The 18,554-nt window shown below is 37.4% G+C and carries 14 protein-coding genes; 9 read left to right on the top strand and 5 right to left on the bottom strand.

Annotated elements, in window-relative coordinates; genetic code table 11:
- Nucleotides 1–249, top strand: a 249-nt coding sequence (locus tag I2F23_RS07110; RefSeq protein WP_195771868.1) for a M48 family metalloprotease, incomplete at its 5' end; no start/stop codon positions are given.
- Nucleotides 250–287: 38 nt separating this feature from the next.
- On the opposite strand, the gene I2F23_RS07115 is transcribed toward I2F23_RS07110, so the two are convergent.
- Nucleotides 288–1,337, bottom strand: coding sequence for an NADP(H)-dependent aldo-keto reductase (locus tag I2F23_RS07115; RefSeq protein ID WP_195771869.1), 1,050 nt, complete (start codon nucleotides 1,335–1,337; stop codon nucleotides 288–290).
- A gap of 67 nt (nucleotides 1,338–1,404) precedes the next feature.
- Nucleotides 1,405–2,103: a cAMP-activated global transcriptional regulator CRP gene (gene crp, locus I2F23_RS07120; RefSeq protein ID WP_195771870.1), complete on the bottom strand. Its 699-nt coding sequence runs from the start codon at nucleotides 2,101–2,103 to the stop codon at nucleotides 1,405–1,407.
- A 143-nt stretch (nucleotides 2,104–2,246) separates the two neighbouring features.
- On the opposite strand from crp, the gene I2F23_RS07125 reads away from it, so the two are divergent.
- Entirely contained in the window at nucleotides 2,247–2,672 is a 426-nt protein-coding gene (locus I2F23_RS07125) for an OsmC family protein (protein ID WP_195771871.1), read from the top strand.
- A gap of 13 nt (nucleotides 2,673–2,685) precedes the next feature.
- On the opposite strand, the gene I2F23_RS07130 is transcribed toward I2F23_RS07125, so the two are convergent.
- Nucleotides 2,686–3,492 (bottom strand): peptidoglycan DD-metalloendopeptidase family protein, encoded by an 807-nt coding sequence (locus I2F23_RS07130; RefSeq protein ID WP_195771872.1) that lies wholly within the window; start codon nucleotides 3,490–3,492, stop codon nucleotides 2,686–2,688.
- A gap of 134 nt (nucleotides 3,493–3,626) precedes the next feature.
- The gene (locus tag I2F23_RS07135) at nucleotides 3,627–5,816 is read right to left on the bottom strand and encodes a TonB-dependent receptor (protein ID WP_195771873.1); all 2,190 of its coding nucleotides are present in this window, start codon (nucleotides 5,814–5,816) and stop codon (nucleotides 3,627–3,629) included.
- A 298-nt stretch (nucleotides 5,817–6,114) separates the two neighbouring features.
- Here I2F23_RS07135 and clpB point away from each other — a divergent pair, with 298 nt between their 5' ends.
- On the top strand, nucleotides 6,115–8,694 hold the full coding sequence (clpB, locus tag I2F23_RS07140; RefSeq protein ID WP_195771874.1) for an ATP-dependent chaperone ClpB: 2,580 nt from the start codon (nucleotides 6,115–6,117) through the stop codon (nucleotides 8,692–8,694).
- A gap of 133 nt (nucleotides 8,695–8,827) precedes the next feature.
- Entirely contained in the window at nucleotides 8,828–10,906 is a 2,079-nt protein-coding gene (locus tag I2F23_RS07145; protein WP_195771875.1) for a hypothetical protein, read from the top strand.
- A gap of 41 nt (nucleotides 10,907–10,947) precedes the next feature.
- On the opposite strand, the gene rlmKL is transcribed toward I2F23_RS07145, so the two are convergent.
- Nucleotides 10,948–13,152, bottom strand: coding sequence for a bifunctional 23S rRNA (guanine(2069)-N(7))-methyltransferase RlmK/23S rRNA (guanine(2445)-N(2))-methyltransferase RlmL (rlmKL, locus tag I2F23_RS07150; RefSeq protein WP_195771876.1), 2,205 nt, complete (start codon nucleotides 13,150–13,152; stop codon nucleotides 10,948–10,950).
- A gap of 157 nt (nucleotides 13,153–13,309) precedes the next feature.
- Here rlmKL and I2F23_RS07155 point away from each other — a divergent pair, with 157 nt between their 5' ends.
- From I2F23_RS07155 to I2F23_RS07175, 5 genes are all read left to right on the top strand, one after another.
- The gene (locus tag I2F23_RS07155) at nucleotides 13,310–14,326 is read left to right on the top strand and encodes an aspartate carbamoyltransferase catalytic subunit (RefSeq protein ID WP_195771877.1); all 1,017 of its coding nucleotides are present in this window, start codon (nucleotides 13,310–13,312) and stop codon (nucleotides 14,324–14,326) included.
- Between the two features lie 11 nt (nucleotides 14,327–14,337).
- Nucleotides 14,338–15,579: a dihydroorotase gene (locus I2F23_RS07160; RefSeq protein WP_195771878.1), complete on the top strand. Its 1,242-nt coding sequence runs from the start codon at nucleotides 14,338–14,340 to the stop codon at nucleotides 15,577–15,579.
- Between the two features lie 528 nt (nucleotides 15,580–16,107).
- Nucleotides 16,108–16,956 carry an amino acid ABC transporter substrate-binding protein gene (locus I2F23_RS07165; protein WP_195771924.1) on the top strand — a complete coding sequence of 283 codons (849 nt, stop codon included), beginning with the start codon at nucleotides 16,108–16,110 and terminating at the stop codon, nucleotides 16,954–16,956.
- A 78-nt stretch (nucleotides 16,957–17,034) separates the two neighbouring features.
- Nucleotides 17,035–17,877: an amino acid ABC transporter permease gene (locus tag I2F23_RS07170; protein WP_195771879.1), complete on the top strand. Its 843-nt coding sequence runs from the start codon at nucleotides 17,035–17,037 to the stop codon at nucleotides 17,875–17,877.
- Nucleotides 17,877–18,554 carry an amino acid ABC transporter permease gene (locus I2F23_RS07175; protein ID WP_195771925.1) on the top strand — a complete coding sequence of 226 codons (678 nt, stop codon included), beginning with the start codon at nucleotides 17,877–17,879 and terminating at the stop codon, nucleotides 18,552–18,554. The genes I2F23_RS07170 and I2F23_RS07175 overlap by 1 nt, the downstream gene beginning before the upstream one ends.

Here is an 18,554-nt window from a genome sequence, read left to right on the forward strand (position 1 = left end):
GGTGTAGGCTTACCTTATTCAAGAAGCTTAGAAACAAGAGCTGACTATGGTGGTTTAATTCTGATGGCGAAAGCAGGGTATAACCCTCAAGCTGCAATTACTTTATGGCAAAAAATGAATAAATTAGAAGGGCAAGGTGGTGTAAGTTTCTTATCTACGCATCCATCAAATGTTCAACGAATTGAAGCAATGCAAAAGAACTTACCCGCAGCTATGGCAATTTATAATCAGCGCATACAGCAACATTAATGAGTAAAGATGATATTCATCTTTACTCAAAGAGGAGGTTATGGAGCAGGGTTAGGCTGTTGTTTATGAATTTGCTCAATCTCTTCTAAAATTTCTGGACTTAGGTCGACGGAAAATGCACTAATATTTTCTTTAAGTTGATCTAAGTGAGTGGCACCAATAATGGTACTGGTGACAAAAAACTGTTGTTTAATAAAAGCAAGTGCCAATTGTACTAATGAAAGTCCATGCTTTTCTGCAAGTTGAGCGTATTGTTCAGTTGCCCATTCACACTGCGGGTTCGTATAGCGAGTAAAGCGTGAAAACTCGGTAATTCTTGCTCCAGTAGGTCTTGCTCCATGTCTGTACTTACCTGAAAGCATTCCAAACGCCAAGGGTGAGTAGGCTAAGAGGCCTACATTTTCATATTTCGCAATTTCAGACATACCGACTTCATATGTACGGTTTAATAAGCTATAAGGGTTTTGTACGCTGACAAATTTTTGTAAATTTAATTTTTCAGCAATTTGTAAGAACTTCATAGTACCCCATGGGGTTTCGTTAGATAGCCCAATATGACGGATACGACCATGCTTGATTTCTTGTTGTAATGCTTCAAGCGTTTCAGTAAAGGCTGTGATTTGTGCTTCACTTTCTGCAAGTGTATTGCCGTACCCGAGTTTACCAAAGAAATTCGTTGTACGTTCTGGCCAGTGTAATTGATACAAGTCAATATAATCTGTCTTTAGCCTATTCAGAGAGCCATCTAATGCATTTGCAATATCTTTTGCATTGAATTTGGTTTCTCCGTGACGAATATGACTCCCACCAAAGCCAGGTCCTGCAATTTTTGAAGCTAAAAATATATTTTCTCTGTTCTTATTTTTTTTAAACCATTCTCCAATAATTTTCTCTGTTCTACCTTGTGTTTCTATTTTTGGAGGAACAGGATACATTTCAGCAGTATCCCAAAAATGTACATCTTGGCTAAGCGCATAATTTAATTGTTCGAAAGCTTCTTCAAGCGTATTTTGTTCACCAAAAGTCATTGTACCTAGACATACTTCAGGAAGTTTTACGTGGGTATCTGAGAGTGGGTTGAACTTCATATTAGACCTCTGATGCACTTAAATATAAGAGAATAAAAAAGCAAATCCTAAGATTTGCTTTTTTGTCTTAACTTTCTTTGTGTTGTGGCTCGCTTGAGCTTTCTAAAGCACTGTCGTAAATTAGAATAGCTTTGCCTTCTGTTTCAATCATACCTTGCTCTTCTAAGGTTTTGAGAACACGTCCAACCATTTCACGTGAACAGCCGACAATACGACCGATTTCTTGACGTGTAATACGAATCTGGCGACCATTTGGCAATAGCATTGCTGCTGGCTGATGGGCAAGATCGATAAGACAACGTGCAATACGACCAGTAACATCAATAAATGCTAGATCAGTCATTTTACGTGTTGTATTTTTGAGTCTACGAGTGAGTTGCTCAAAAATGGCATAATTAAGGTCAGGATATTCTTTCGTTAACTCTGTAAAGTGTTCATATGAGATTTCAGCAATCTCAGATACTTCACGTGTACGAACCTCAGCTGTTCTATGAGACTCATTGTCAAATAGACCCATTTCACCAAAGAAGTCACCTGCATTTAAGTATGCAATGACGATTTCACGTTCATCATCTTCACGAAGAACAACTGACACAGAACCTTTTAAAACAAGGTAAAGCGATTTAGACTCTTTACCTGCTTCAATAATCGTTGTGCGTTTTGCATAGCGGTTAATATAAGCGACTTTTAGTAAGGCCTTGATAGATTCAGGGAGCTGGTTGGGAGAGAGTGCATCGTTTGCAAATGGACGAAAATTAGCTACCATGATTGTTTATTCCGATATTTAGTATAATAGACACATCGATGTCTTTCACTCATAACTGAGTGTGTGGAAACTCCTTGTGCGTAAAGTATGTTAATATACTTTTGAACACTCATGTAATTTATAATTTTTTTTAGGTAGTTGCAATGCAGTCAACAGTTCAATGGCTTGGGAATGTTGCATTTGAAGCCAAATCTCAAAGCGGTCACACCATAATTATGGATGGTGCACCAAGTTACGGTGGAGAAGACCGCGGTGCTCGTCCAATGGAATTAATTCTAATGGGATTAGGAGGATGTGCATCATTTGATATTGTGACGATATTGAAAAAATCCCGTCAAGATGTGGTTGATGTCAAGTGTGAACTACAGGCAGAGAGGGCAGAGACAGTTCCTGCTGTGTTTACAAAAATACACTTACATTTTGTGGTAACTGGGACATCCGTCAAAGAAAAACAAGTTGCTAAAGCAGTCGAACTTTCTGCCGAGAAATATTGTTCTGCAAGTAAAATGCTTTCAGACGGTGGTGTCGAAATTACGCATGATTTTGAGATTATCGAAACTCAAATATAAAAGTAGCCAAAGGCTACTTTTGTGGGGCTAAGAAAAGCTGTGGGTCGACTCGCGCATCATTTAAGCTCATACCCCAATGTAGGTGAGGGCCTGTAACACGGCCCGTTTTTCCGACTTTTCCTATTTCTTCACCTTGTTTAACCACTTGTCCTTTATGTACTTCAATTTGACTTAAATGACAAAACATACTAATTAAACCTTGGCCATGGTCAATAAGAATTGTATTACCATTAAAGAAGTAGTGACCTATACCAACCACTGTCCCATCCGCTGGTGCAATTACTTTTTGTCCGATTGGTGCTGGAATATCTAAACCTGAATGTGGTGCTCGTTCCTCATTATTAAAAAAACGTTTTCTTCCAAAGGAGTTGGTAAACTTTCCTTGAGTTGGAGTAATAAATTGTGGAAGTGTTTTCCATTTACTTTGGCTAAAAGACGTATAAATTAAGTTTTGCTCTTGAGCTTCTGTTTTATAACGTGCTAATTGGTCACTTGATGGTTCTACGAAATGCTGATCTTTAAGTTTGATATGCTGTTCTGCATAAGGATAAGGTTGAATATCTAAAGGAATAATTTCTTGATCTACTTTGATGTTTATTGTACCAATAGGTGTTGAAAGAGGAATTCCGACAACAGCATATTTCTTGTTATTTTCTTCAGTGATTAAAACACGATGATCTTCATAGGAAACATGTTGTACTTGGTCTGTTAAGGGGATAATAGCTATACCGCCTGGACGAAGTGAGCTTTCAGGAAGCGCAGCGAATGATGTGTTCGTGTATAGTATAGTAAGAAATGAAAGGGCAATGAGCTTGTGCATTTTTTATAAGATAAAATAATGGTTAACTTTTATTTAACGATAATTTATAAGTTTTGTCTAAAAAGTTTAGTATTAAATTGTTATGTATAAGTGGGATTGCGATGAACAAAGGCCATCGCAATCTTGATGTTTTATTAAAACTCGTAATTCAATCTGACTAAGAAATTACGAGGTGTACCCGGCATGGCGACAGAGCGCCAGTAAGATTTGTTTGTGAGATTGTTTACAGCTGCAGTAACACCCCAACGTTCATTTTTATAACCAACAGCCGCATCTAAACGATTAAAGCCAGGAATTTTAATGACGTTAGTAATTCCTGTGTATTGCGAACCCATATAAGTAACGCCTGTTTCAACATATACATTATCTGTAGGTAAGTAGCGAATAAATAAGTTTCCTGTGTTTTTTGCAACCAACGGTAATCTATTACCTATATTTGTTGGTGTTGCTTTATCTTTTTTCACTTTTGCATCGGTGTAACCATAGCCACCACGCACAAAGACGTTATCGATTAGACGACCAATAAAGCTAAACTCTAAACCTTTAGATTCATGCTGTCCAGCAACAGCCCAGTAGTCTGGTTGGTTTTGAGAATCTGGCTGGTAACGGATATTGTTCTTACGAATGTCATAGATAGAGAATTGAGTATTTAAGCGATGATTAAACCATGTGCTTTTAACACCCATTTCATATTGTTCATTGTATTGCGGTGATGAATCTAAGGCAGCAGTTTGGCTAGATGGCACAGCACTTACAGCCATTGAGCCACCAAATGGTGCAAAACTCTTGCTGTACGATGCATAGAAACTTTGGTTTTCCGTAGGTTGCCATACAAAACCGATATTTGGACTGGTTGAACCATTCGTTTCGGAGCGATGTTCCGAAATAGGAATAATTTTTCCGCTTTTGTCTTTACCAATATATTTATCAGATGAAAAATCGTAGTAATCGTAACGTAAACCAAGCATTACTTTGAACTGATCATTAAGTGAAATCAGATCTTGTATAAATACGCCGTAGGTCGTACCTTCGTTATAATTATGCGTGTTATATTGTAGGTCACCTGAACCGCGTGAGCTGAAACGATCACCTGTGAGTGGATTTACAAAACCATAAATTAAAGAGCCATCTTTATTGGTATTTGCTAGGTACGGTTCACGTTGTTCGTATGAAATATCTGAACCAATGAGTAAATTATGTTTAATACTTCCTGTATTAAATTCACCTGAAATATCAAATGTATTGGTGGTGGTTTTATTGTTAGTTTTTTGCCAGTAATAAATTTGTTTAACATAGCCTTGGTAACAGCCTGCATTGGTTGCTGTTGGTTTTGTCGTTGTGGTACACATAGAGCCTGCATAAAAATGATCGAAATTCTGTTTGGCTTCTCTATAGCTTAATGCCCAATGAAACTTCCAATTGGGTACAAATTCATATTTTAAATCGGTTCTTACGGTTTGTAATTCATCGTCGACATAGTCGCCATTTTGTGCATAAGCTGTCTTAATGGATGTGCCTGCAGGTAAAATTGTAAAGTCTGGGCCACGATCTGGAATACGATGTAATTTGTCATACGTATATTGGGTTGTCCATTTTAATGTCTGATCATCATTTTGGTATGTCACACTAGGTGAAACCATGACTTGGCGGTTATGAATGCCCTTACGAAAACTATCTGTTTCTGAGTATTCACTGGTTAGTCGTGCCGCCCAGTTATCATTAATAATACGGTTTAAGTCTAAAGTAGTTCCTCTGTTGTCCCAAGAACCGCCATAGATACCAATTGTACTTTTAGACTTAAAGTTGGCTTCTTTACTGACCATGTTTACCACACCGCCACCTGCGCTGCGACCATACAGTACAGAAGCAGGACCTTTTAAGATTTCAATACGTTCTATGTTTGCTGTACTACGTCTAACTTGTCCACTTTCGCGAATACCATCGCGGTAAATATCGCCTGTATCTGCATTGAAGCCACGAATCGTAATACCATCACCACGCATGTCGTAGTTAGTCGAAACCCCTGGTGTACCCTGCAACATAACACTTAAATCGTTGGTGCCGTAGATCTTATATTTTTGTACATCAATCGTATCTATTGTTTGAGGAATGTCTTTTTTCTTTAACCCATTACGAGAGACACTTGCTTCATCATAATCGATATAACTTTTTACAGGATCAAGCTCACTCATTGCTTCAATTTTTATTGTAGGGAGAGTTGAAGTCGTATTAGGTTCAACCTCAGTTGCCCATGTCATTTGAACTTGAGAGATGAGTAAAGCAATCAGGCTCATTTTAAATAGAGGTGGATGGATAGGCGACATGCGAACTCCTAAGGTTAATATTAATGCTAATAATTCTCATTAGACATATTTTTGTGTCGCAGATTATATTCATAATTAATTCATATTTCATCTACTTTTTAAGAATAATTTAATATTCAATTATTTTTTGGTGAAAATATAGATTTGAACTTGAAAAATGAACCCAATGCACAGATATCTATATAGTCCTTTATTTTTATTAAAGGTAAAATTATTTTATTGAAATATAAAAAGATATTGAATTTTTTAAATGAGACCCTATATAGAAGTTAATTGAAAATTTGTGAGGATAAAAACAATGCAGTTCGAGAAGTTCACAAAAGGTTTAACCCATGCTTTAACTACGGCTCAGTCACTTGCGACAGGCAAAGATCATACGGCAATAGATGCCATTCATATACTTGCTGTGTTGCTAGAAGATTCTGCAAATATTAGCCTTTTACAACAAGCAGGGGCACGATTACCTGAGCTCAAAGAGAAGCTAACGCAGGCACTAAATAATGCACCAACAACGAATACACCTACAGGTGATGTGAACTTAAATCCAGATGCAGTAAAAGTTTTGAACTTGGCTGATCGGCATGCACAAAAAGCAGGCGATGGATTTTTGTCGACAGATTGGGTATTGCTTGCCATGACGGAAACAGCATCAACAAAGTCAATTTTGTCAGATGTTGGTGTAAAAACAGCACAGCTACGTAGTGTAATTGAACATATTCGAGGAAATGAAAAAGTTATGAGTGACAACTACGAAGAACAACGTGACTCATTAAATAAATATACGATTGATTTAACAGAGCGTGCATTGGCAGGCAAACTTGACCCTGTAATTGGTCGAGATGAAGAAATCCGTCGTACTGTACAAGTACTTTCACGTCGTACTAAGAATAATCCTGTTCTAATTGGGGAGCCAGGCGTTGGTAAAACTGCAATCGTTGAAGGCTTGGCACAGCGCATTGTCAATGGTGAAGTACCCGAAGGTTTGAAAGGTAAACGTGTACTGTCTTTAGATTTAGGTGCGTTATTGGCTGGTGCAAAATACCGTGGTGAGTTTGAAGAACGTCTTAAAGCAGTTTTAAATGATCTTGCTAAACAAGACGGTCAAGTTATTTTATTTATAGATGAATTGCATACACTGGTTGGTGCAGGTAAAACAGATGGTGCAATGGATGCAGGTAATATGCTTAAACCTGCGCTTGCACGTGGTGAGCTTCGCTGTGTGGGTGCAACAACGCTCGATGAATACCGCCAATTTATTGAAAAAGATGCAGCATTAGAGCGTCGTTTTCAAAAAGTATTAGTCGATGAGCCAAGTGTTGAAGATACGATTGCAATTTTACGTGGTTTAAAAGAGCGCTATGAAGTCCATCATGGTGTAAAAATTTTAGACTCTGCCATTATTTCAGCAGCAAAAATGTCGCATCGTTACATTACAGATCGTCAGTTGCCTGATAAAGCAATTGATTTAATTGATGAAGCTGCATCACGCATTAAAATGGAGATTGATTCTAAACCTGAGTCTTTAGATCGTTTAGATCGTCGTATTATTCAGTTGAAAATGCAACTTGAAGCAGTTAAGAAAGATGAAGATGCGGGAAGCCAAGCAGAGGTAAAATTACTTACAACACAGATTGATGACTTACAACGTGAGTATGATGATTTAGAAGAAGTTTGGCGTAAAGAAAAAACACTTGTCGAAGGTACAAAGCAGGCTCAAGTGAAACTTGATCAGGCACGTATTGCACTTGAAAAAGCACAACGAGAAGGGAATTGGGCTGAGGCAAGTCGTTTACAGTACGGCGAGATTCCTGAACTTGAAAAAGCACTTGAGCAAGATGAGGGTATTGAAGAAAATGAAGAACCAAAACTCATTCGAACTAAAGTCACGGAAAATGAAATTGCAGAGGTTGTGAGTGCGGCAACAGGTATTCCCGTAGCTAAAATGCTTCAAGGGGAGCGTGAGAAATTACTACAGATGGAAACCTTCTTACATAATCGTGTAGTTGGGCAAGATGAAGCCGTACATGCAGTCTCAAATGCAGTTCGTCGATCTCGTGCAGGGCTATCAGATCCAAACCGACCAAGTGGTTCTTTCTTGTTTTTAGGACCAACAGGGGTAGGTAAAACCGAATTGACCAAAGCATTAGCAAATTTCTTATTTGATAGTGACGATGCAATGATTCGTATCGATATGAGCGAATTTATGGAAAAGCATTCTGTAAGTCGCTTGGTCGGTGCTCCTCCAGGATATGTAGGTTATGAAGAGGGTGGTGTTTTAACAGAAGCTGTACGCCGTAAACCTTATAGCGTTATTTTGTTTGATGAGGTCGAGAAAGCGCATCCAGATGTGTTTAATATTCTTTTGCAGGTATTAGATGATGGTCGTTTAACGGACTCGCAAGGCCGTATTATTGACTTTAAGAATACCGTTATTGTAATGACCTCTAACTTGGGCTCACAAGATGTACGAGAATTAGGTGATAACGCTTCTGAAGATGAGGTTCGTACAGTTGTAATGAATGCTGTAAGTCATCATTTCCGTCCTGAGTTTATCAATCGTATCGATGAGCTGGTGATTTTCCATTCATTGAAAAAATCACAAATTCGTGGCATTGCAGACATTCAGTTGTCTCGTTTACGTTCACGTTTAGAAGAGCGTGAGATTGGTTTAACGATAGATGATACGGCTTTTGATGTATTGATTGAGGCTGGCTTTGATCCAATTTATGGTGCACGTCCACTGAAACGTGCGATTCAACAGCAAATTGAAAATACATTGGCGCAGAAGATATTAGGGGCAGACTTCCAAGCGGGTGATAATATTGTTATTCGTGGCGAAGATGGTCATCTTATTTTTGATCGTATGAAACTCAGTTAATTATTTAAAAAATCCCACTTCATTGTAAGTGGGATTTTTTATGGTCTATTCTCATTCAATAAAGAAAAAAACGTAATTATGATGATTGTGTTACACTGAAGGAATCCAAAGACAGCAACAATAAGAGATGGACATGGATAATATTTCATCTGAGGTTGACCGTTTTATAAAAATAAAAAACTTACTTAATACGTTTATAGAAAAGAATGATTTTCGCCGTGTAAACCAGTATTACCAAGTCATCTATCAAAATAATCTACGATCTATTGAAAAATATGATATTCCATTATATGAAGATGCTGTGTTACTTAGGAATTTCAAGACATTATATTTAGATTCAAATGTTAAAGCGCAGTCTTATATAGAAATACTAAATCTTTGGTTAACCAATGATGAAGGTTTCTTAATTTATATCTTACTCGGAGATTATTGGGCCGAAGTTGCATTACAATATGATTTAGATAACCCTGAGTTTTCTGAGTTGATTCAGCTATTTACTCATGTGAGTACATATTGGTATTTGCGTGCAATCGCAGATACAATTCACGCGCCAGATATTTATTTGGCACTCATGCACTTATATGAAAAAACCAATCAACATTGCGATTTAAATCTAGTATGTCAACATTACAGGTTTGATCCCAGCCAATATAGTACACAAGCATTAAATATTTTTTATCAACAAAATGGTGTACTGCCTCCCCAAGAAAAAATTAGTTTAATTTTAAGGGTGCCCACTGAAGCAGAAAAGGTGAAGCCATGTCTTTATTGGTTTAACCTGAGTATAGAACGTCAACCTTCTGTGATGGCGTTTTCAAGTTACTGTAACCATTTATTAGATAAATATGATAGCTACGAGGAAATTGATAACTTTTTATATAGCTCGGTTTGCCAAGAGCAATCTCACTTACTACTACAGCAATTATATTACTTGCGTTACATTCATGAGTTTAAGGCTCTAATACACGAAACAGAAAAAAATTGGCAAGAAAAACGAGAGAATGGTCAGGAATTAATTTGTTACTTTAATACATTGGTTTTGAATAAAAAACTGATGGCAGACTGTTATATACAACAGATTCTATTTTTTTGTTCTCTTTTAAGTGAAATATCTACATTTGATTCGAAAAATGAATATTTAAAAATACAAGAAAATATTTTCCAATTAATTCAAAGTATTCTTCAAGATTATTCAACTGAATTACAGAGTAATATTGATATTCATCATACATTTTTTAAAGCGGTAATTTTATTTTTTGCAGATAATAGATTTCCTTTTATTGATAAGACATACATACGAGGAAAAATACTTGCTTTGATGGGTGTGTGGAACAATGATATTAGTTTTGCAGTATTACTCTATGCACTTAGATCTTCAGATGAATGGCAAATCTCTGAGGAAACAGCTTCATATATCACACTGTATAATATCTGGGAAAAAAACGCATGTTCTACTTTTGATAGTCAAGTTTTTCAAGCCTATGATTATCTTTATTTAAGTTGTGAATACGATATTCTGATTGAGTTGTTAGAGAAATTTGCGAACTATGGCCATACACCAAGTATGATGTATTTGTTTAAGATCTATTCTGGATTGAGTGACCATAAAAATTTAAATCAATATATACAGATCGATCATGCAGAACAATGGCTTGCACGTGCTTTAGCATTAAAAAATGTTGAGGCATTATTGGTGCAAGGGCGAAGATTGTTGACGCAAAGTTTAAATCAAAGTAATGAGCAAGAACAGAAATACTTAGCACGTAATGCACAAGGACTTCTTGAGCAGACCTTTTGTAAAAAGTCGGTACAAGCCGAAATTAGTTATGGTTATGCACAGTTTTTGATGGAAGAGAGTCAGACAAAACAAAGTGAAGTTCTTCGGCTATATTTTCCTATGTTGATGGAAAATAATAAGTTTAATAAAAAAATGTTGGCTGAGATTGCATATATTTATGCCTTTGCAAGTTATTATGGTAAAGGGATAGAAAAAAATTTATACCTTGCTTATTACTGGGGAAATAATGCAATGTCACTTGATCCTGATGAAGATCGGTATAAAACATTATATGAAGATTTGATTAAACCGAAAACAGGTTGGTTTATTCAGAAAATACAGTATAAGAAAAGAATTAGAGTTTCTAGAGAACATTTACCTGAATGGATGAAAAAGACCATTCCACTTTTCGAGAGGCATTTGGTCTTTGAGTAATTTATTTAAAAAAGCCGAATCATCTGATCCGGCTTTTTAAATTATACGCTATGGTGTTTTATTTGCCATGAGCGATGAATCTTTTGATTACGTTTAAAATCTGACCCAATGGTTTCTTGGGTAATTTCAACCACATCAAACATGCCTTCGATCTCTTCACTCATTTCAAAGCCACGATAGTTATTTGAGAAATATAGTGTTCCATCTGTACTTAAACGGTTCATTGCACGCTTGAGTAAAGAAAGATGGTCACGTTGTACGTCAAATGTACCGTAAAACTTTTTTGAATTAGAGAATGTAGGTGGGTCAATAAAAATTAAGTCATATTGTTCATGACCTTCTTTGAGCCAGTCAAAACAATCACTGGCAAAGAACATATGTTGTTCATCTGCATGATCTACAGTAAGGCCATTTAAAACAAAGTTTTCTTTAGACCAATTTAAGTAGGTATTTGAGAGATCTACACTTGTTGTACTGGCAGCACCACCTAGCGCAGCATGTAAGCTAGCGGTTGATGTGTAGCTATATAAGTTAAGGAAGTGTTTTCCCTTAGCCTCTTGTGCAATACGTAAACGCATTTGACGATGGTCTAAGAACAAACCTGTATCTAGATAGTCTGTTAAATTGACTAAAAGATTGGCACGGCCTTCTTTAACTACAAAACGTTTGGATGCAGTACTCTGTTTCTCATATTGCGTTTTACCAGACTGGCGTGCACGTGTTTTAATGAAGATAGCATCACGGTTAAATCCAGTAACTGCACGGATAGCAGCGAGTGCAAGGTTAAAACGTTTTTTTGCTTTTTCAGGGTCGATTTGTTTTGGTGGTGCATATTCTTGAACATGCAGACGATCACCGTATAGATCAACGGCAACATTGAAGTCTGGTAAGTCTGCATCATATAGCCGTAGACAGTAGATTCCTTCATTTACCGCCCATTTTTTCAATGCTGTCATATTCTTTTGTAGGCGGTTAGCAAAATCTTGTGCGCCTTCAACTTCAACAGGTTGACTTGTCCATCTAGCAAGAAATGGTTGACTATTGAGCAATGGCTTAATAACACCAAAACGAATATAAATTGGCAGTTTACCATTCATTAAACGTAATGTTTGTGTTGCGTCAAATGCAAGCACATCAGCTTGTTCAATTTGAGCTGCAATGACTGCTGCATGTTGGTGAGGGAAGGTCTTTTGAAGTAAAGCAGAAATACCCAAGTACAGTGCACGATTTGATGCCTTGTCACCTAAGCGTTCGCCGTAAGGAGGGTTTGTAACAATAAATGCTTTTTCATCGGCTTCTAAATTAAACGCAGGCCAGTCTGCGAGTGTACGTTCTTCAATTTTTATGTTGTCTAGAATGCTTTCAAAACCTGCAGCAATTAGGTTTTGTCGAGTTGCTTTTACTGCATCCCAATCTGCATCGTAAGCATAAAATTTAGGTAAGGGTTTTGCCAAAGCATCTTGGTGTCTTTGAGCGGCTTCTGCTTTTAGGCTCATCCAAAGTTCATGGTCATGACCATGCCAGCCATTAAAGCCAAATCGTCGAACGAGCCCCGGTGCTCGGTCAGTCAGTATCATAAGAGATTCAATAATAAATGTGCCTGAGCCACACATTGGGTCAAGTACAAGTTTTGGCTGAAGCGCTTGTAATTTTGCCTTATGTAAAATTGCTGCGGCTAAGTTTTCTTTAATAGGTGCTTCAGTCATGACTTGACGATAGCCACGTTTATGCAGAGAGTCACCAGATAAATCTAGACAGTAGTAATGTGTTGTTTTACCTGCAAGAATATAAAGTGTAATTTCAGGTTGTTTGATGTCGATACTTGGACGGCGACCCACAGTTTCCATAAAACTATCAACCACACCGTCTTTGACACGTAGCGTCGCGAATTGTGTATTTACCTTAATATCACGTTCTACGTGAAGGCGTATGGCAAATGTACTTTGTGGTGCAAAAATTAAAGACCAGTCAAAATTAACCGCACCTTCATATAGCTCTTCTGCCACATCACGTACATCATGCGAATGTTCAATCGCATGTTCATAAATTGGCATAACAACGCGAGAAGCAAGGCGTGACCACATACAAATACGATAAGCGGTTTCTAACGTTCCTTTGAAAATTAAACGACCAGCTTTACGTTCTACATCGGTCGCACCTAATTGAGCAATTTCTTCTTCTAATAACAGCTCTAAGCCATCGGCACAAGTAACCCAATAAGTAGATAAACGTTGCGGTGAATTCATGCAAACTTCCAAACCAAAACAAGCAAACGAGGATTTTAACGCATTTTGACCCTCTTTGGCTTGTGTTATTTGTGGCTTTTTTACATGGAGATGACTGCGAATTATTCTTATTTTCCGATACAATATGTCAACTTAGCGCAAGACAAAGGAATCATTGATGCATTTCGCAAAATTGCATACTCCAAGTCAGATTCAACTTAACCAACATGGTCACTTGAAACACTTTGTAACGATCGAAGGGCTATTCAAAGAAACTTTAACTCAAATATTGGACACCGCAGAAACCTTTATTAATGAAAATAACCAGTTAATTACTTCTCCCGTTTTAGAAGGTAAAACGGTGATGAATCTTTTCTTTGAAAACTCTACAAGAACAAGAACAACGTTTGAAGCCGCTGCTAAGCGTCTTTCTGCCAATGTACTGAATATCGATATCGCACGCTCAAGTACATCTAAAGGTGAAACATTAAGAGATACGCTTTGGAATTTACAGGCGATGGCTGCGGATATTTTTGTTGTGCGTCACTCTTCATCGGGAGCGGCGCATTTTATTGCCAAAGATGTCTGTCCAACGGTTGCGATTATTAATGCAGGTGATGGACGTCACGCGCATCCGACACAAGCAATGCTTGATATGCTGACCATTCGTAGAGAAACGAAAAAACCATTTAGTGAGTTAAGTGTTGCAATTATTGGCGATATTAAACACTCACGTGTCGCACGTTCTGATGTGGCTGCATTACAAACGCTTGGGTGTCGTGATATTCGTGTAATTGCACCAAATACATTATTACCATATGGATTTGAAGAATATGGGAGCGAAGTGCGTTTATTTAATAATATGGATGAAGGTGTGAAAGATTGTGATGTCATTATGACATTGCGTATCCAAAATGAACGAATTGACTCGCCAGCACTCGCTTCTCAGCTTGAGTTTCATAAAATGTACGGTCTCAATGATGCACGTTTGGCTCTAGCGAAACCTGATTGTATTGTAATGCATCCGGGACCAATGAACAGAGGTGTAGAGATTACTTCAAAAATTGCCGATGGTTCGCAAGCAGTGATTCTAAATCAGGTAACCAATGGTATTGCTGTACGTATGGCTGTACTTGCATTGTCGATGCAAGGGCAACTTCAAGAGCAAGGTTTAATTGATTCAATTGCACTTTAAGGAAAAAAGACATGACTACCGTAAAAATTGAAAATGTACGTGTTCTAGATCCTGTAACACAAACCGATGCAATTGAAACCGTATACCTTAATAATGCGAAACGTGTTCCTCATTTGGATGAAGTTGCACATGTCATTAATGGGCAAGGTCAGTGGCTCATGCCAAGTATGGTCGATTTATGTGCCCGTTTAAGAGAACCTGGCCAGCAACAGCATGGAACACTTGCTTCTGAAGGAAATGCGGCACGATCGGCAGGAATTTTACATATTTTAACGCCTCCAGACTCAAAGCCAATTGTGCAAGACAATGGTGCATTAATTCATGGTCTTGTTGAAAAAGCATGGAATGATGGCAAGATTCATCTTGCAATTATGGGAGCCCAAACGCAAGGCTTGCAAGGTAAGCAACCTGCAAATATGGCAGGGTTGAAAAAGGGTGGGTGCCGCTTTGTATCTAATGCAAATGCACCTTTTGCCGATGATGATGTTGTATTGCGTACGCTTGAATATGCAGCGGGCTTAGATTTAACTGTTGTGTTTTATCCAGAAGAGCCACAAATTGCAAAAGATGGGTGTGTCCATGAGAGTTTTGTGGCATCCCGTCAAGGTTTGCCGATGATTTCTCCTTTGGCAGAAACTGTTGCTGTTGCAAAATACTTATTAATGGTTGAAGCAACAGGTGTAAAAGCACATTTTAGCTTGTTGTCTTGTGGTGCATCTATAGATTTAATTCAAGCTGCAAAAGAGAAAGGCTTACCTGTTACTGCCGATGTCGCAATGCATCAACTACATCTTATTGATGAATTAATTGATGGTTTTAATTCTTTAGCACATGTACGCCCACCATTGCGTACGTTAAAGGATCGTGAAAAATTAAGAGAAGCAGTTAAAACTGGGGTAATTGATGCAATTTGTACGCATCATGAACCTTTAAGCGGTTCTGCAAAATTAGCACCGTTTGCGGAAACAGAAGCAGGCATTAGTGCTTTTGATACCTATTTACCACTTGGTATTCAATTGGTTAAAGACAATGTTTTTACAGCACTTGAATGGGTAGAAAAAGTGACACTTGCCCCTGCGGTCGTATCAAATATGGTTGAACAGTGGCAAGCAGAAGCAGGTTGGATTTTATTAGACCCAGCTTTATCTTGGGAACTTACAGAAGACTCAATGCTTTCTCAAGGAAAGAATACACCTTTACTTGGACAAACGATGACAGGTCGAGTCATTGAGACCTTTTATCCTACCATTTAAGATGACTGAGGCTTGCACTACTTATGTGTAGTGTGAGTCATTATGTTGCTTTACATTATGCTTTAATTGCAAAAGTACGTTTATTTAAAATAGACTTTTTTTGAATATTGTAAACTTTTAGTGCGATATTCTTATTTTATGTTGAGATTTTTGGTGCAAATGTATCTTATTTGAGCATTTTATGATTAGTAGTCATTAACCCTTATTTTAATGAAAGTTCCTAGTCGTTTTAAAAAGACATTCCTCCACTAAAATTATTTTTTTAATATTAAGAATAAGTCATTTTTCGCTATACGATTTTTTTGTACTGAAATACTGTAAATTTCATGCATAGTCTTTATAAAATTATCATTCTATTTTTTTGAAAATCCTTTCCATACGCAACAAATTTTGAAATTAAAAAAGTTGGTCTGTTTATTGCACTGACTAGATCAGTTCATCAATTTTATCTCAGTCATTGTACTTGAAGGAGTCAGTATGAGAAATGTTTCAAAAAAATCAGTCGTTGTTGCATTAACAGCTCTACCTATGATGTTTCTTGCTGTATCTCAAGCAAATGCTGCAGATACATTGGCTAAAATTAAGAGCAAAGGTGTCCTTGTGATTGGTCACCGTGAATCTTCTGATCCAATTTCATATGTTGCAGATGGTAAAGCAGTTGGTTATGCGGTAGATATTTGTAAGAACGTTGCAGACCAAGTAAAAAAAGAATTAAACATGCCAAATTTAAGAGTGGAGTACAAGGCGGTTACTTCATCTACGCGTCTTCCTGAATTACTCTCTGGTAATATTGATATGGAGTGTGGTTCAACGACAAACTCTAAACAGCGTCAAGAACAAGCTGCGTTCTCAACCAATTATTATGCAACTGAAGTACGTATGGCGGTTAAAGCCAATTCAAATATTAAAAGCATCGCAGATCTTAATGGTAAAGCAGTTGTAACCACACAAGGTACGACTTCTGATAAATACATTAAAATGAGTGAGCGTGGTCAGAAAGTTAATGTAAATAATATTTATGGTAAAGACCATGCCGATTCTTTTGCAATTTTAGCTTCTGGTCGTGCTGCAGCTTTTGTGATGGATGACAATATCTTAGCTGGTCTAATTGCAAAATCTGCAAATCCTAAAGATTTTGCTATTGTAGGACCAGTTTTATCTTCAGAGCCGTACGGCATTATGCTTCCTAAAGATGATCCGAAATTTAAAGCATTGGCTGACCATGTGGTCACAAATATGTGGAAGTCGGGTCAAATGGAAAAACTCTACAAGAAATGGTTTGAAGCACCAATCCCACCAAAAAATATTAATTTACATATGCAACCAAGTGGTTCATTTAAGAAGTTACAAGCACATCCAAACGATACGGGTGTTTAAGACCAACGTTCAGTATATGTTGCACTCTCTTCAAGACAGTGCAACTTTAAATAGTTTGTCTTTATTCTTGGGGGCATTATGTCATTTGGTTCATTGAATTGGACGTCTTTTTGTTTACCATCAAATGAATATGGCTTAGATAAGTCCCAGTGGGCAGAATCTGTATGTAAAGCCATAGGTGGACAAAGTTATTCTCCTGCAGCTGATGCACCGACTTGGTTACAGATGCTTGGTCATGGTGTATTTACCATGGTTTGGACGGCCTGTGCTGCTTTTGTTATTGCATTTTTTTTAGGGTCTTTGTTTGGTATTTTGCGTACGGTTCCACATAAAGGACTGGCCGCAATTGGAAATGTCTACGTCGAAGTATTTAGAAATATTCCTTTAATTGTTCAGTTATTCTTTTGGGCATTCGTATTTCCTGAATTTCTGCCACATAGCTTGAGTGATGGTAGTGGTGAAGTAGTTGCTGGAGGATGGTGGAAGAATTTATTAAATACCCAGCCTGCTATTATTGGTGTTTTTGCACTGGGACTTTATACCGCTGCACGTGTTTCAGAGCATATTCGTGCAGGAATTTTAACAGTATCTCGCGGGCAAAAATTTGCAGCATCTGCCTTAGGGTTTACCGTGTGGCAAAGCTACCGTTATGTGGTTTTACCAGTTGCTTATCGTACTGTATGGCCAACCATTACATCAGAAGCGATGAATGTATTTAAAAATTCAGCGGTATTGTATGCATTAAGCGTCATGAATTTCTTTGCATACAGTAAAGTGATGCGTGAAGAAACTTCACAAGATATTGTCATTTTAGTTTTATCTACACCTGTTTATTTAATTGTAACTTACGCTATTAAGCTCATTATGGTCTGGATCGAACGCCGTATGGCTGTTCCTGGTTTAGGCTCAGGAGGTAAATGATGGATTTTTCATTACTCCAACAAGCAGATATTTATCAGGCTTTACTTAAGGGACTTGGTTTTACTTTATGGGTCACTGTACTTGCAATGATTGGTGGAATTTTAATTGGTACACCACTTGCAATGATGAGATTATCAAATAATGCTTTTGCGCGTAATTTTTCTAAAATATACGTAGATTGTTTTCGTGGTATACCTTTAATTCAAGTCATTTTTATTTTTTACTTTTTATTACCTAAAGTTTTTGAATTTCAGTCAGATACATATTGGGGACCCTTGTTCTCAAGTGTAATTACTTTTGCTGTTTTTGAAGCAGCATTTTTTGCAGAGATTGTACGCTCAGGAATTCAGTCAGTTTCAAGAGGACAGGTTTTTGCAGGTTCTGCACTTGGTTTTACTTATGGGCAGTCAATGCGTCATGTAGTGCTACCTCAAGCATTTCGAAATATGATACCTGTACTTCTTACCCAAACAATTATTTTGTTCCAAGACGTTTCTTTAGTTTATGTAATTAGTGCACCAGATCTATTAGGCAAGGCAGATACACTTGCCAATACATATGGGTCGCAAACCAAACCAACATTTTATTTAGTGGTTGCTATCGTATATTTCTGTAGTTCATTCTTTCTCTCAAAACTTGTCAAAAGACTGCAAGAAAGAATTGCCATTATTCGTTAA

The organism is Acinetobacter pollinis (genome assembly GCF_015627175.1).
Taxonomy (GTDB): domain Bacteria; phylum Pseudomonadota; class Gammaproteobacteria; order Pseudomonadales; family Moraxellaceae; genus Acinetobacter; species Acinetobacter pollinis.

Coding starts and splice junctions, on each gene's coding strand:
- clpB (WP_195771874.1), top strand. CDS start 6,115: ATGCAGTTCGAGAAGTTCACAAAAGGTTTAACCCATGCTTTAACTACG.
- I2F23_RS07130 (WP_195771872.1), bottom strand. CDS start 3,492: ATGCACAAGCTCATTGCCCTTTCATTTCTTACTATACTATACACGAAC.
- I2F23_RS07165 (WP_195771924.1), top strand. CDS start 16,108: ATGATGTTTCTTGCTGTATCTCAAGCAAATGCTGCAGATACATTGGCT.
- I2F23_RS07170 (WP_195771879.1), top strand. CDS start 17,035: ATGTCATTTGGTTCATTGAATTGGACGTCTTTTTGTTTACCATCAAAT.
- I2F23_RS07160 (WP_195771878.1), top strand. CDS start 14,338: ATGACTACCGTAAAAATTGAAAATGTACGTGTTCTAGATCCTGTAACA.
- crp (WP_195771870.1), bottom strand. CDS start 2,103: ATGGTAGCTAATTTTCGTCCATTTGCAAACGATGCACTCTCTCCCAAC.
- I2F23_RS07115 (WP_195771869.1), bottom strand. CDS start 1,337: ATGAAGTTCAACCCACTCTCAGATACCCACGTAAAACTTCCTGAAGTA.
- I2F23_RS07125 (WP_195771871.1), top strand. CDS start 2,247: ATGCAGTCAACAGTTCAATGGCTTGGGAATGTTGCATTTGAAGCCAAA.
- I2F23_RS07175 (WP_195771925.1), top strand. CDS start 17,877: ATGGATTTTTCATTACTCCAACAAGCAGATATTTATCAGGCTTTACTT.
- rlmKL (WP_195771876.1), bottom strand. CDS start 13,152: ATGAATTCACCGCAACGTTTATCTACTTATTGGGTTACTTGTGCCGAT.
- I2F23_RS07145 (WP_195771875.1), top strand. CDS start 8,828: ATGGATAATATTTCATCTGAGGTTGACCGTTTTATAAAAATAAAAAAC.
- I2F23_RS07155 (WP_195771877.1), top strand. CDS start 13,310: ATGCATTTCGCAAAATTGCATACTCCAAGTCAGATTCAACTTAACCAA.
- I2F23_RS07135 (WP_195771873.1), bottom strand. CDS start 5,816: ATGTCGCCTATCCATCCACCTCTATTTAAAATGAGCCTGATTGCTTTA.